The 14,656-nt window shown below is 64.3% G+C and carries 10 protein-coding genes; 4 read left to right on the forward strand and 6 right to left on the reverse strand.

Going from position 1 to position 14,656, the window contains the following annotated elements; all coding sequences use genetic code 11:
• Window positions 1–43: 43 nt before the first annotated feature.
• The 4 genes from BWR02_RS02430 to BWR02_RS02445 are packed head-to-tail and all read right to left on the reverse strand — an operon-like array spanning window position 44 to window position 5,740.
• On the reverse strand, window positions 44–658 hold the full coding sequence (locus tag BWR02_RS02430; protein WP_139556145.1) for a biliverdin-producing heme oxygenase: 615 nt from the start codon (window positions 656–658) through the stop codon (window positions 44–46).
• A complete protein-coding gene (locus BWR02_RS02435) occupies window positions 655–1,098 on the reverse strand; it encodes a response regulator (RefSeq protein WP_139556146.1) in 444 nt (147 codons plus the stop codon). Before BWR02_RS02435 ends, BWR02_RS02430 begins: the two co-directional genes overlap by 4 nt.
• Complete coding sequence (locus BWR02_RS02440) at window positions 1,095–3,386, reverse strand: ATP-binding protein (protein WP_139556147.1); 2,292 nt, start codon at window positions 3,384–3,386, stop codon at window positions 1,095–1,097. Before BWR02_RS02440 ends, BWR02_RS02435 begins: the two co-directional genes overlap by 4 nt.
• Complete coding sequence (locus BWR02_RS02445) at window positions 3,383–5,740, reverse strand: ATP-binding protein (protein WP_139556148.1); 2,358 nt, start codon at window positions 5,738–5,740, stop codon at window positions 3,383–3,385. Before BWR02_RS02445 ends, BWR02_RS02440 begins: the two co-directional genes overlap by 4 nt.
• A gap of 298 nt (window positions 5,741–6,038) precedes the next feature.
• Between BWR02_RS02445 and BWR02_RS02450 the strand changes: the two genes are divergently transcribed.
• Together BWR02_RS02450 and BWR02_RS02455 are read left to right on the forward strand one after the other, a co-directional pair.
• Complete coding sequence (locus tag BWR02_RS02450) at window positions 6,039–8,516, forward strand: response regulator (RefSeq protein WP_139556149.1); 2,478 nt, start codon at window positions 6,039–6,041, stop codon at window positions 8,514–8,516.
• 1,214 nt (window positions 8,517–9,730) lie between these two features.
• The gene (locus BWR02_RS02455) at window positions 9,731–10,510 is read left to right on the forward strand and encodes a hypothetical protein (RefSeq protein ID WP_139556150.1); all 780 of its coding nucleotides are present in this window, start codon (window positions 9,731–9,733) and stop codon (window positions 10,508–10,510) included.
• Window positions 10,511–10,980: 470 nt separating this feature from the next.
• Here the strand turns inward: BWR02_RS02455 and BWR02_RS02460 are convergent, their stop codons facing one another.
• Window positions 10,981–11,424, reverse strand: a complete 444-nt coding sequence (locus tag BWR02_RS02460; protein WP_139556151.1) for a hypothetical protein — start codon at window positions 11,422–11,424, stop codon at window positions 10,981–10,983.
• A 314-nt stretch (window positions 11,425–11,738) separates the two neighbouring features.
• On the opposite strand from BWR02_RS02460, the gene BWR02_RS02465 reads away from it, so the two are divergent.
• Complete coding sequence (locus BWR02_RS02465; RefSeq protein ID WP_139556152.1) at window positions 11,739–12,332, forward strand: Uma2 family endonuclease; 594 nt, start codon at window positions 11,739–11,741, stop codon at window positions 12,330–12,332.
• Window positions 12,333–12,835: 503 nt separating this feature from the next.
• On the opposite strand, the gene BWR02_RS02475 is transcribed toward BWR02_RS02465, so the two are convergent.
• Window positions 12,836–13,561 carry a hypothetical protein gene (locus BWR02_RS02475; protein WP_139556153.1) on the reverse strand — a complete coding sequence of 242 codons (726 nt, stop codon included), beginning with the start codon at window positions 13,559–13,561 and terminating at the stop codon, window positions 12,836–12,838.
• Window positions 13,562–13,662: 101 nt separating this feature from the next.
• On the opposite strand from BWR02_RS02475, the gene BWR02_RS02480 reads away from it, so the two are divergent.
• Window positions 13,663–14,613 (forward strand): Rpn family recombination-promoting nuclease/putative transposase, encoded by a 951-nt coding sequence (locus BWR02_RS02480; protein WP_139556154.1) that lies wholly within the window; start codon window positions 13,663–13,665, stop codon window positions 14,611–14,613.
• Window positions 14,614–14,656 lie beyond the last annotated feature (43 nt).

The following is a 14,656-nucleotide window of genomic DNA, read 5'->3' on the forward strand; positions in this document are numbered from 1 at the left end:
CCTGGGCGGTAAGCGGGCCGGATGGCGGGACCGCGCCGGACTCTCATCCCGTTGATCCCGCCTGCAACCAATTCCCCAGCGCATCGAAAGTGTGGCAGGCCGCGTCTATGGCGCGCGCCTCAAGCGCCGGCGCCGCCACCGCCGCCGCCAGCCGGAGGCGGAATGCCAGCCAGCGCGCATCCACCTCATCGCCGTATGCGTTGAAGAAATCGGCACCGGCTCCCGCCGCCACGCCCAGCCGGGCGGACAACTGCCGCGCGATCAGGCGCCCGCCCAAGGTCGCACCCTCGAGGACATAAGTCACGCCGAAGGCTGCGGCGAGGTCGCCTACCGCGGGCAGGGCGGCACAGCGTGGCAGAGCGGCGATCGCTTCCACCGATAGTCCGAAATGCCGTAGATCGGCTTGCAGATGGAGGGCCTTGCGCCGCACCGTCCAGTCGATGGCCATCTCCGGCGCCCAAGGCTCCAGCACAGCTTCCAGAGGCCCGTAGAACCCATGGAGGCGCGCCAGCCAGAAGCGATAATCCGCCCGCGTCAGGGTCGGCTCAAGAATGGGGAACGTCCGTTCGACACGCCGATGCTGCGCCGCGGTGGCCATCTTGAACCGGTTCCAGAGCGCCTCGGCCGCCGCATCGCGCACCACGGGAGCTGCGCTCAACCCTCGCCCTCCGGAAGCGTCACGGCCATGAACCAGTACGCTGCGAAAACGCGGAGTTTTTCGACGAAATCGTCGAGATCGAGGGGTTTGCTGAGATAACCCGAGGCACCCAGCCGGTAGCAGGCGACCACATCGCGCGGGTTGCTCGACGTCGACAGAATCACCAGAGGCACTGGGGGCCGCCGCGGCAACCGGTTCAGATCTTCCAGCAGCTGGCGTCCGTCGCCGGTCGGAAGGTTCAGGTCCAGCAAGACCAGGCACGGCAGCGGCGGCGCGGGGTCGGGCGATTTTTCCGGGGGCAGCAGATAGCCAAGCGCGCCCTCGGTCGAGGTGCAGCGAATGATCGGCCTTTCCACGCCGACCTTGCGAAGCGCCCAACAGGTGACTTCGAAGTCCTCGTCGGAATCCTCGACGATCAATAGCGGCACGTTGCGTCTCATGTTCCTCGTCCTGCGCCGCCCGGCGCCAGCGTGAAGTAGAACTGGCACCCCTCGCCCGGCACCGATTCCAGCCAGATCCGCCCGCCTTGCTGATCGACATGTTTGCGGACGATGGCAAGGCCGGCACCGGTCCCGCCACCATAGGCATCGCGCGGATGCAGGCGGCGGAAGATCTGGAACACGGCGTCCCGGTGCCGTTCGGCGATGCCGATCCCGTTGTCCTTGACGAAGAAGGTCGGGGGGGTTCCGTCCAGATAGCCCACCTCGATGCACTTGTCGGACCGATCGTTGTACTTGATGCCGTTGGTGATCAGATTTTCGAACACGGCCGCGGTCCGCACCGGATCACAGGCGATCGTCGGCAGGGGTCGCGGAATCTCGATCCGCGCCGCCGACTCGGTGATCTGCGCGGACAGGTTCTCGAAGACGGTGCGGAGCAACTGATTCAGGTCGACCGTCCGGACGGCCAGGTCCTGTCGTTCGATCTGCGCGTACTGCAGCAAGGCCTCGATCTGGCTGCTCATGCGGCCGGACAGCGTCCTGATCGTATCCAGCCAGGCCAGTTCCTGGGGTTGCAGCCGTTCGGCGGCGGCATCATGCAGGAAACAGGAGAAGTTGCGGATTCCGCGCAGCGGCTCACGCAGATCGTGCGCTGCGGTGTGCGCAAATGCTTCCAGCTCGGCGTTGCTGCGCTCCAGCCGCACCGTCAACTGGCGCAGCTTCTCGGCTTGCTGCCAGGGAATCAGTGCGCGCTGCAGGTCGGCCACTGCTTCGCGTTCAGGCTCGCCCCAGGGCCTGGCCGTGCCGCGAACCTCCTGCTTCCAGACCTCGAAGGAGCCGCGCGCCGTCAGGCGCGCCTCGCCGCTGGTGACATCGATCTCGACCGGCTTCTGCGGATTCCCGGCCCACTCGACCTCGTGCACCCACTCGGGACGAAAGCCCAAAATAAATTGACCCGGCTCAAGCAAGCGCACCGCGACGAGGCCGGTTGCCCGGTCGGCATACGCGGCAACCGCCGGGTAGAGCGATGGGAGGCGATCGGTCGTGAAACACTCTGCCTGCGCCTCCAGCCAGGGGCGCATGGCTTCGATCAGATCGGCGGGCGGGGTGTTGCCCGCCAGGATCACTCGCTGCCCGTCGCACAGCGCGGCTCCGGTCACATCCATCGCTTCGATCAGCCGAGCCGGCAATACGGCCAGGGCCTCGTCGAGCGATGGCTCTGCGGACAGCGCCTGCATCAGGTCGGCGATTCGCCGTTTGGCGGCCAGCGTTTCGCGCTGACGTTCGGCCGCCTCCTTTTCGACCACGAGCAGCGCCACGGTTTCGGCCAAGGCCCGGCAGGCGAGGCGAGCGGCATACGGCAACGCACGCGGTGCCGAGTTCCAGCACGACAAAAAACCCCACAACTCACCCTGCTGAGCCAGCGTCACCACCAGCCGGGCCCGCACGCCGACGTTCAGATAAAACCGGTTGCACATGCGCGAGATGCTGCGCAGCGACGCATAACCCAGGTCGATTGTCGCCGGATCCAGCCCCGGCTCGAACGAGACCAGTGGCACCGGCTCGTCGCCGAGGTCAGGGGAATACTGAAACGGCATCAGGAGCATCTGGCGGCGCCCCGGTTCCGGGATGTCGGAGCGCGGAAAACGCTTGCCGAGCACATCCAATACATGCGGCTCGCGGGACTGAGCGACCGTCCAGGACGATCCGTCGGGCAGGAACCGGTTCGCAGAAACCGAATCGAAACCGGTCAGCCGTTTCAGGTGGCTCACGGCAACGCCCAGGGCATCCTGCCAGTTGGCTGCTGCCTGCACCGCGGCGATGGCGCCGGAAACCGCCTCGAAGCCGCCAATGTCTGCTGACCCTCCGACGTCGGCGGCGGCCGGCTCGCATTCGACGACGATGACGTCTGCCGAGCGGTGGGCGAACACCTCGAACGCGGCACCACCCGACGGCATCCCGAAACGTCCCAGATGGCGCGGGGGGCCCGGCTCCCCCAAGTGCGCAAGCTGCGTTTCCAGCGTCACCCACGTGTCCGCAGCGATGAGCTGCGCGAACCGGGCCCCTGCCAGCACTCCGCACTCTTGCTCGAACCGGGCGATCGCGTTCGCACTCGCCCCCAACAGACGGTAATCACCGGGCGAAAGCAGGAAGAGCAGGCCGTGCGACATAATTGCCGCCGGAAACTGCACCCGCTCCCGATCGCAGGCGCTAGCGTCGAGGGCAGGAGTCCCTGGCGCTGGCTGTGCAGCGGTCACCGCGCCGTCGGCGAAGGACCTGCTCGTCACGCCTTACCTCCCTCGGGCACCCTCCGCCCTAACGGTACGGCACCGCCATCGACAGGCTCGTCGTCGGCAGGCGCCTCCAGCGTGAAATAAATGGTGGTCCCCTCGCCCGGCGTTGAATCGAGCCAGATCTGGCCACCATGGCGAGTGACGACCTTCTTCGCGATCGTCAGGCCAACGCCGGTGCCCCCACCGTACGCGTCGCGGCCGTGCAAGCGGCGAAACAGCTCAAAGATGCGCTGCCAGTGCTGCTCGGGGATCCCGATGCCGTTGTCACGCACGAAGAAGACCGGCGGATGCAGCGCTTGATCGCAGCCGATTTCGACCCACTTCGCAGGTTTGTCGTTGTACTTGATCGCGTTGCCGATCAGGTTGTGCAGCAACTCCGTGACCCGGATGCGGTCGCACAAAACCGTCGGCAACGGACCCTGCACGCGCACGTCGACGTCCAGCGCCGAGCGGTTGCCCGACCTCAGCATCGCCACGACTTGTACGATCAGCTCATCAATGGCCGTCGCCTGCAGATCGAGCTCACTCCGTCCGACCCGCGAATAGTGCAGCAGGGACTCCAGCAAGTCATTCATGCGCTTGGTCAGCCGGACGATGGTCTCGATCCGCTGCCTGCCTTCCTCCGTCAGCCCGGGTTCGGAGTCCTGCAGAAAGCGTGCGAAATTGCTGATGCCTCGGAGCGGTTCCTTCAGATCGTGGGACGCGGCGTAGGCGAACGAATCCAGTTCGAGGTTGCTCTTCTCCAGTTCCTCGTTGATCCGGGCCAGCGTTCGGGCCCGCTCGCCGATCACTTCGACGATCGCGCTGCGCAGCTGGCTGGCATGGTCCACTTCGCAGGTCAGCCACGGGCGCGCGCGGCCGCTTACGGTCTGTTTCCAAAGGGCGAAGGAGGTGCGGGGTTGCAGCCGAATCTCGCCGTCGGTCTCGCTGACCTCGACGGGTTTACGCGGATCGCCGGCCCAGTTCACTTCCTCGACGGTGGCAGGCCGGAACCACATCAGATATTCGGCAGCCACATGCGACAGGCGGATGGCCAGCAAACCGGCGCAGCAGGGGCCGAATGCGGCGGCCTCCGGAAAATCGTCCGTGAGCGCATGGGTCACGTAGCGGCTTTCGCCGCGCTGGGCCAGCCACTCGGCCAGCGCCCTGACAGACGCCTCCGGAGGCGTCTGTCCCAGCAGGCGCACCCCCTCCTCGGTCACCACGGCGGCACCGGCGGCATCGATGACGGAAAGCATGTTCGGCTCGGTCCCGGCCAGGGCGTCCTGCACCGTCGCCGCCTTGCGGATGGCGGCCAGCAGCGCCTCGGTCACACCGTTCAACCGCGCCCGGTAGGCCTGATGGTCTATCGTTTCCTTTTCGCTCAGCAAGAGCGAAACCATGTGGGCGAAGAACTCGGATGCGAGCCGTATCTCGTACGACACCGCCTTGGGGCTACGGTGGTGCATGCACGAGATCAGGCCCCACAACTTGCCGGCACTTAGCAAGGTCATGACCAGCGTGGACTGGACGCCCATGTTGCGCAGGTACCCGGTGTACATGACCGATACGCTGCGCGACGACACATAGCTGAGGTCCGTAGGACTGCCGGTCTGCGGGTTCAACTCGGGCACCAGCGGCACGGGCACATAGTCGACGTCAGGCAGGTGGCGGACCCAGTTCAGCAGGAACAAACGGCGGGCCGGCTCAGGGATGTCGCTGGCCGGGTAGTGCAGGCCGAGATAGGGATCCAACCCGGGTTCGAGCGATTCGGCAACCACCTGTCCACTGCCATCCGCGCTGAAGCGGTAAGCCATGACCCGGTCGAAACCGGTCAAGGCACGAATCTCGTCGACCGCGAGCGACAGGAAGGACTGCAGGGAGGTCGTTTTCTGCAGCCGATTCAGGACTGCTCTGACGTCGGAGTGTACCTCGGCCGAACGGGCGAGATCGGCAGGCGCGGCAGGTTCGAACTCCAGCAGGAGTGCGTCCGCGGTGCGATGTCCAAAAACATGGAACGCGGTCTCTTTACCGCACAGATGAGGCACCGACAGCACATGCGACAGCGCATCGTTCAGATCGTCACGCCGGATTCGCTCCCGTAGGGCAGCCGTTGGGTCCGGGCCCAGTACCGTTTCGACGGACTGTCCGAGCGAGGCCTCCGTTGCGACGCCCAGTATGTCCGAGGTGTTACCGCTGGCCTGCAGTATGGTCAGCTCGGGCTCCTGCAAAACCAGCAACGCGGCGTGTGGCTGGATTGCACCACACAGATGAATCAGCTCGCGATCGCAATTACTCAGATCGACCGCTCCAGCCGTAACGGTTGACGCGCCGGTTTCGGTCGTTGCCTTGGGTGGAGACTCAGTCATGGTCCTTTACGAGTTGTTCGATCACAGTCCCGGTGAACAACAGAGACTTCCGGTGGTAGACCGGATGCCGCAACATCGGCGATGATCCGTAGTCAGAGATCCTGACCTCGTCGACCGAGCCCCGATGTTTGCACAGGGATCCGCGCCGTTCAAGCGACAACGTCGAGGCGACCCGGGCGCGACCAAGCTTACCTAAGGCTTTCCCTGGATTATCTTAAAAGACATAGACTGACCGCTTAGCGCGGTCTGACGCCGTAACCCGTATCCGCATGCCGCCACCAGCGATGAGATCCCCGCTGTGAACGCCGTCGCCGAACACCATGCTCCCGCCGTCCTGATCATCGACGATTCGCCTGAAGACCGGATCGTCTACCGCTATCAGCTGGAACCGGCGTTTCGCATCCTGGAAGCGGAAAACGCCGCTGAGGGCCTCAGCCTGTGGGAGGGCTCGCGGCCCGATTGCATCCTGCTCGATTACCGTCTGCCCGACATGGACGGAATCGAAGTGCTCGACGAACTCCACGCGGCCGGTGCCTTGGGCGACTGTCCTGTCATCCTGCTGACCGGGAACGCCGACACGGAAACGGCCGTGGCGGCGCTGAAGCACGGCGCCATCGACTTTCTCGACAAGTCCCGCGCCGAGCCCATCGCTCTGCGGCGAGCCATCGCGAATGCCATCGACAAGGCAGCGCTGGAAAAAGAGCTCCATCGACAGCGGGAATGGATCGCGGCGGTGGTGACCAGCGTCGGCAGTGGCATCATCGCCACCGATCCCAGAGGCTGCGTCAGTTTTCTGAATCGGGCGGCGGAAATCCTGACGGGATGGCCCGAGACGGAAGCCCTCGGCAAACCTTTGGCCGAGGTATTGACCCTGCTCGACGGCCAGGCCCGCATGATCGGCTTCGACCTGGAATCCGTAGCGCAGCGCAATCAGAACGCAGCGTCACGCGTCAGTATGCTGGTGGCGCGTGACGGCCGCGAAACGCCGATCGAACTCAACAGTGCGCCGATCCGCGCGAAAGGCGGCGGTATCCTGGGGGCCGTGCTGGTCATTAGCGACATCAGCAGCCAGCGCGCGGTCGAGAACGCCCTGAGGGAGAGCGAAAAACGCTTCCGGGACATTGTCTATGCGACCGCGGACTGGGTCTGGGAAACCGATCGCGAGGGGCGCTACGCCTTTGCGTCCGACAACGTCGAAACGCTGCTCGGGTATCGACCGGAAGAAATCATCGGGCGAACCGCCTTCGACCTGATGCCGGCCGGGGAGGTCGAACGCGTCAGGTCGGTGTTCGAACAACTCGCGGTGCTGCGGGCCCCGATCCACAATCTGCCTAACCAGATGGTGCACAAGGACGGCAGCGTGCGGCACGTGCTGACGAACGGCGTGCCCATCCTGGACACCGCCGGACAGCTCATTGGCTATCGTGGCCTAGACCAGGATCTCACGGCGCGGCGTTACGCGGAACTGGAATTGGAGCGACACCGTAACCACCTCGAGGAACTGGTCGCGGAGCGGACTGCCGAGCTGGAACGGACCAATGCCGAGCTCGCCACGGCGAAGATCGCGGCCGAGGCCGCGAACGAGGCGAAAAGCGCATTCCTGGCGACCATGAGCCATGAGATTCGCACACCGATGAATGCGATCGTCGGACTCACTCACCTACTGCTGGACCGCGCGCGCGATGCGGGCGACCGGAAGCGGCTGCAGCAGATCGCGGGCGCTGCGGAACACCTGCTCGGCGTCATCAACGACATCCTGGACGTTTCGAAGATCGACTCGGGCAAGATGGTTCTCGACCGGACCGACGTCAATCTTGTCCAACTGGTGGAGGAGCGCTGCGAACTGGTGGCGGAGAGGACCCGGACCAAAGGCCTGAGCCTGAGACGGGAGACCGACCCGCGACTGGCTGCGCTGGGGCCCTTGCTCGGTGATCCCACCCGGATTTCCCAGGTGCTCCTGAATTTTCTGGGCAATGCCGTCAAGTTCACGGACCGCGGCACTATCACTGTCCGGGCGAGGGTAGCGGAGGATCGCGCGGACGCGGTGCTGATCCGCATCGAGGTTCAGGATACCGGCATCGGCATCGACACGCGCGACGTCGGGCGGGTCTTCGATGCGTTCGAGCAGGCCGACAAGTCCGCGACGCGGCGTTTTGGCGGCACGGGCCTGGGTCTGGCAATCAACCGCCGGCTGGCACGGCTGATGGGCGGCGACGTGGGCGTGACGAGCCAGCCGGGAGTCGGCAGCACGTTCTGGTTCACGGCACTGCTGCCGAAAAGTTCGGCGCGAACCGCGGCTCCGGCCGGGGCGGTCCTACCCCGGAACGATCCGGAATACCTCGATCCCGCGGTTGAGTTGGCCCGCCGCCACTCGGGCAAAACCATCCTGCTGGCCGAGGACAACCTGATCAACCGCGAGGTCGCGACCGAACTGCTTCGCGCGGTGGAACTCAACGTCGAGGTTGCTGAACATGGTGCAGAGGCCGTCGAACGAGCGCGGCGCCAACGCTACGCCGCGGTCCTGATGGACATGCAGATGCCCGAGATGGATGGGATGGAGGCTTCGCGGGCCATTCGCCAGCTCCCGCACGGCGACACCGTCCCGATCATCGCAATGACCGCCAATGCCTTCGACGAGGACCGGGAAAGCTGCTTCGCAGCCGGCATGAACGATTTTCTCGGTAAGCCGGTCAAGCCAACGGTGCTCTACGCGACGCTGCTCAAGTGGCTCGACGAGGCCGATACAAAGCCGGGGCGAACCAACCACCGCCCCTGATCAACGCCGATCGCCGAGAGGGCTCCGCGCCTACAACAATACGGCACCATCCTGTAGGAGCCCGGCCCCCCTGGGCGAACCAGCCACCGCCCTGATCAACACCCCTTCGCCGAGAGGGCTCGGCTCCTACAACAAAACGGCACCATCCTGTAGGAGCCCGGCCCTCCGGGCGAACCAACCACCGCCTCTGACCAAAGCCCATTCGCCGAGAGGGCTCGGCTCCTACAACAAAACGGCACCATCCTGTAGGAGCCCGGCCCTCCGGGCGAACCAACCACCGCCCCTGATCAACGCCGATCGCCGAGAGGGCTCCGCGCCTACAACAAAACGGCACCATCCTGCAGGAGCCCAGCCCCCTGGGCGAACCAACCACCGCCCCAATCAACGCCCATTCGCCGAGAAGGTCGGCCTTTACAACAAAAACGCACCGCATGAGTCACTGACAGGGCACAGAGCGGGACGAGCCGAACCCAACCCGCCTGATTGTTGCGGTAGCCGCCATTCCCCATGGGATCGCTCGCATAGATCCAAGCCAGCTTTCCGGTAACCCAAACCCACCGAATCGCGCCAACCCGCCAGAACCCGAATACGCCGGCATACGGATATTTCCGGCTGACGGCAGCTCACGGCAAAGCCCAGAAAAAGGTCACGGCGGCGACCCGTAAATCCGGCGATCGGAACCCCCCGACAAACCGGATCACGCCTAACGTTTCGCCCAGTCAGCATGCCTGTGCCTTGTCTGCCGGACATCGAGCCACGACACGAGACCGCTGTCGCGACCGGGTATCCGTGATCCAAGCGATAGCCAACGATGGCATCGGGTGACGGCGACGACACACTCGTGTTGTTCCTGTCTGCCCAGGTCTCGGCCACTACGTGGAACTACGTATTTACATGGTTTTTGGCGCTGCGTATGGTTCTCGCGCGGAAACCTGCCTCGCCCTGGTTATCCAGGATGACTAAGGATATCCGCGCCAGATGGTCTTGCTCGCTCGAGCTGACACCTATTGGAAGGCCCATACACGATACACCCGCAACAATAATTGAACAGCCCGAGGCAAGCGTAGGTAATGTTCCCGCAATAGCGCTCCGTAAAAGCCGGCGTGGTTTCGTTCCAAATCACGGAACGCCTATCTCGTCGATCCAAGTCTCTAGAATCAAATGGAGAGAGCAGAATGAGAACGACACCCGTGACTTTTTGCCTGCTACCCGCCGTGCTGATGGCGGCTTCTACCTGTTGGGGAGGGACGCTGCCGCCCTCCGCCGCAGTATCGCAAGCCGCCAGAGTCGGACCGGAAACCGTGCGCGCGGCGTCCGCGCAGAGCGCGCACGGGCATTGGAACTCGAACAACAATAGCTATGCGCGCCTTTCTGCCCGCTGGTGGCAGTGGGCATACTCCGGAGCCGACGGCAATAACAGCGTGCAGGACACGACCGGCGCACTCTGCGGACTCCGCCAACCCAAGGACGACGTCTGGTTCCTGGCCGGCACCTTTGGCGGGCCAGCGGTCGAGCGAAACTGCACGATTCCAGCGGATCGCAAGCTGTTCTATCCAGTGGTGAATTCCATCTGGACCGATTGTCCGGGAACCGCGGATGAAGCGCTCACCGATCAAGAGGTCAGAGAGATACTGGTCAATTTCACCATCGGGGGCGATCCCGCCTGCCAGATGAGCAGCACGCTCGATGGCATACCCGTAACCGCATCGGGCATCTCCGTGGTTCGAACCCAATCGCCGAAATTTTCTACTTACCTGCCGAAGAACAATTTAATCAGGGGTTGCGATGCGAGCGATCCCAACAAGCCGTTGCCGGCTGGAAAGACCGGTAGGCAGATCGCCGAGGGCCATTGGGTCATGCTGCCACCGCTGCGGCCGGGTAAACATACCCTGACCCTGCATGGTGCTGGCTGCGATGCCAGCCAGGATGGCCTCCCGTTTTTCCAGACGGAAGTTACCTATCACCTCAACGTGCGCGCAAAGCCTAAGGACTAATCGCAGATTCAGGACCCGCCGCGCCAGAGACTCGCCTCGGGCGCGGCGGGTTGCCCGCAGAACGAGATCGGTGTCCCGCTACAGGACAGCCGACGAGTACGGTTAGAGCCAGCAGCAGGCCCGCGGAAATGGCACCCACCTTGCAGGAGCCCGGCCCTCCGGGCGAACCAGCCACCTCCCCAATCAACGCCCCTTCGCCGAGAGGGCTTGGCGCCTACATCAAAACGACACCACCTTGTAGGAGCCCGGCCCTCCGGGCGAACCAGCCACCGCACTGATCAACGCCCCTTCGCCGAGAGGGCTCGGCTCCTACAACAAAACGACACCACCTTGTAGGAGCCCGACCCTCCGGGCGAACCAACCACCGCACTGATCGACACCCCTTCGTCGAGGGGGCTCGGCTCCTACAACAAAACGACACCACCGCGTAGGAGCCACGCCTACTGGGCGAATACACGACGGACCAAACCTCAGAACGACTCGAACTTGTTCAGGTCGATGCCCGGCACCTGCTCAAACACCTGAATCATCGAATCACGGTCGCACCCATCGACGATCATCGGCAAGCCGACGATCAGCGCCAGCTGCTCGGCTTCGTGCGCGACGCGCTGATGCACCAGCGACGACGCAACATACTGCTGCCAGTAATCGAGACTTTGCGGACCGACGGTCGCAAAATGCCACAGCGTATCGAGCACCACCGGATGGTGCACCCGCGGGCCCCGCTTGCCGCCATGGATCAGGTCGGGCACGTTCTGCGGTTCGCCCCTCAGTATCTCCGTGTAGCGCACCAGTGCCCGGGCGAGGCTATGCACGTCGGTCGTCGTGTACACCTCGACCTCATCGGGAAAATTCGGCATGTCGGGCAGCAGTCCTTCGCGGAAATACCGCCCCAGATCGATGGTCTTGCTCATTTTCCGATGAACCTCCTGAATGAATGAGGACGGAACGGGAAGCCGCTTCGGTCAACCCCCGGCCTGCTCTTATAGTTTTTGTTTACCCGCCATCTGGACGCATCACACAAGCACAGCGACCGACCTAAACGATCCCCCCGCTGCCGCGCGCACCTGAAACGAACGTCCGAATCGATGGTAGCTCATGGCCGACGCCAGCGAAAGGCGACGGCATCGGCAGGCCTGCGATGAGCCCGCCCTTGTGGCCTGGACCGCCGGACCCGCGTCATCGCTTTCGGCTAGAATGGTGATCCGACTTCATGAGGTGAACGGTCATGGGCCTCGCACTGCGCGATCACGAACGCCACACCTATGGCGACTACCTGCACTGGCCGGACGATGTCCGGTACGAACTGATCGACGGCGACGCCTACCTGATGGCGCCGGCGCCGACGCTCGATCATCAGGAGGTGGCCGGTGAAATTTTCCGCCAGCTGGCAAACTTCCTCGTCGGCAAACCTTGCCGCGCCTTCATCGCGCCGGTCGACGTTCGGCTCCCGAAGGGGGACGAGGGAGATGAACAGATCGACACGGTCGTGCAGCCCGACGTGCTGGTCGTCTGCGATAAGTCGAAACTCGACCGCCGCGGCGTTCGGGGCGCCCCGGATCTGGTCGTCGAAGTGCTGTCGCCATCCACTGCCAGTCACGATCAACTCCTGAAACGCGCGGTCTACGAGCGCGCCGGCGTGCAGGAATACTGGCTGGTCCACCCGACGGACCGTGTAATCTCGGTCTACCGGCTGAACGGAAGCGAATACGGTAAGCCGGAGATCTACGAGATGAAGGGAACCACTCCGGTCGGCGTGCTGGCCGGCGTGTCGATCGGTTGGGACGACCTTGCGGAGCGTCTGCCCAAGCCGGAACTCTGAGACCACCTCTGGACTACCCTGTAGGAACCCAGCCCCCTGGGCGAACCAACCACCGCACCAACCAACACCGCTTCGCCGAGAGGGCTCGGCTCCTACCAAAAACCGTTGCCCACCCTGTAGGAGCCCAGCCCCCCTGGGCGAACAGTCCACCGCCCCAATCAACGCCGCTTCGCCGCGAGGGCTCGGCTCCTACGAAAAACCGCTGCCCACCCTGTAGGAGCCCAGCCCCCTGGGCGAACCAACCACCGCCCCGATCAACGACCCATCGCCGTGAGGGCTCGGCTCCTACCAAAAACCGCTGCCCACTCTGTAGGAGCCCAGCCCCCTGGGCGAACCAACCACCACCCCGATCAACGCCGCTTCGCCGAGAGGGCTCGGCTCCTACCAAAAACCGCTGCCCACCCTGTAGGAGCCCAGCCCCCTGGGCGAACAGACCGCCTCCACAATCAACGACCCATCGCCGAGAGGGCTCGGCTCCTACCAAAAACCCGGCGTGGCGGCGCTCACCACAACGACAGATCGGTCGCGAAATCGGTCGTCACGACCGGTGTGCATTCATCGTCGGCCGGCCGGCACGGCGTGACCGGCACCGCCTCGAGCTGCTGTTGTTCGCCAAGCCGGAAACTCAGCGGCACGGGCGGATCCGATTCCTTCGCGTAGGTCAGCTGCACCTGGAAGTGCACGAAATCGAATTTCTCCCGGTCGGCATAGAAGATCATGTCGCGGGAAATCGATTCGCCGGGAAACAGCACCGACTCACCCACCGCCTGCCCGTCATCCAACTGCGCCGCTCCCTTGAACAGAATCCCATGACGCAAGATGACCTCCTGCTCCGGTGCCGAGTAATAGCGTGCCGACGTAATGCGGTTCGAGCGGCTCAGCTCGAGTTCCGGCTCGGGGCCGGGCCAGATCTTGTCCGCGAACGCGACCTTGCTGCCGATCAGGTTGTAGGTCAGCGCCAGCAGACGGACGCCGGTATGCCCGACGTTGGTCCGCGTCACGGTCGAGCGGATTGCTACCTGATCGCCCTTGTGCCCCACCTCCGCCAGCGTGCTCGTCACCGACAGGCTGGGCGGCTCCTGGCTCGGCGCGATCTTGGCCTGGTAGATAAACGTGTACACCGCCCAGGCACCCGCCGCGACGATGGCCACCGTCTGCACGATGTTGTTGGCCGCCTCGGCACCGAAGCGCCAACGCCGGGAGGATTCGGGTTCGCTCTGCTGTTTCATGCGGGGCACGGACTGATTTCAGTGACTTGCGGCCGGATCTGCCGTCGCCGTCATTGTACCGGACCCGGCTGCGCTGGCCCCCGTGGTGGCATAAACGGCGCATGGCAAAGCCCGTCAATCCCCACGACCGGTTCTTCAAGGAGGCGTTCAGCCGCAAGGATGTCGCCGCCTCGTTCCTGCGTCATCACCTGACGGCTGACCTCGCCGGACTGATACAGCCTGACAGCCTCGAGATTCGCAAGGACAGCTTTGTCGATCCGGGACTCGCGGAGCATCATTCCGATCTGCTCTATGCCGTGCGCTGGCTGAACGGCGAGCCGGGTTATGTCCACGTGCTGTTTGAACACAAGAGCCACCCCGAACGGCGCATCGCACTCGATCTGATGCGCTACATCACCCGCATCGCCGAGCAAACGCTGAAGGCCGGCCATGCGGGATTGTTGCCGGCCATCCTGCCGGTGGTTGTCTATCACGGGCGTCAGCCCTGGAACATCCCGCTCGACTCGCGTGCCCTGTTCGATGCCCCCGGCGCGTTCGATCCGTTCATTCCCGCGTTCCGTTACCTGCTGACCGACCTTTCGGCCTATTCGGACGAGGAACTCCAGGGCGATGCGCTGTTGCGCGTCGCTCTGCTCGTGCTCAAGTACATATTCAGCCCGCAGCTGGGCGAGCGCCTGCCCGGTATACCGACGCTACTCGCCAACCTGGCAGAACAGCGAAGCGGCCTGGATTATCTCTACACCGTGCTGCGCAACGTCGCCAGCGGCGCCCCGCACTTGAGCCGCGCGGCACTGTCCGAATCCGTACAACGCATTTTCACCCGAGGCAACGAATTCATGTCGACGATCGCCGAAGAATGGGTCCGCGAAGGACTGTCGGAAGGACGCCGCGAAGAAGCCGCGGCCCTGGTCAAACGCTTGCTCGCCAGCCGCTTCGGCGACCTGCCCGATTGGGTCGACGCGCGACTGCAAACGGCGAGCCTCGCCCGCCTCGAAGACTATGCGGTCCGCGTGCTGGACGCCGCCAGCCTGGAAGCCGTACTGGCCGACTGAGGGCGCCGGGCCGTAACCCCCGCCACGGCCTACCCGCTGCCAT

This window comes from Methylotetracoccus oryzae (genome assembly GCF_006175985.1).
Classification (GTDB): Bacteria; Pseudomonadota; Gammaproteobacteria; order Methylococcales; family Methylococcaceae; genus Methylotetracoccus; species Methylotetracoccus oryzae.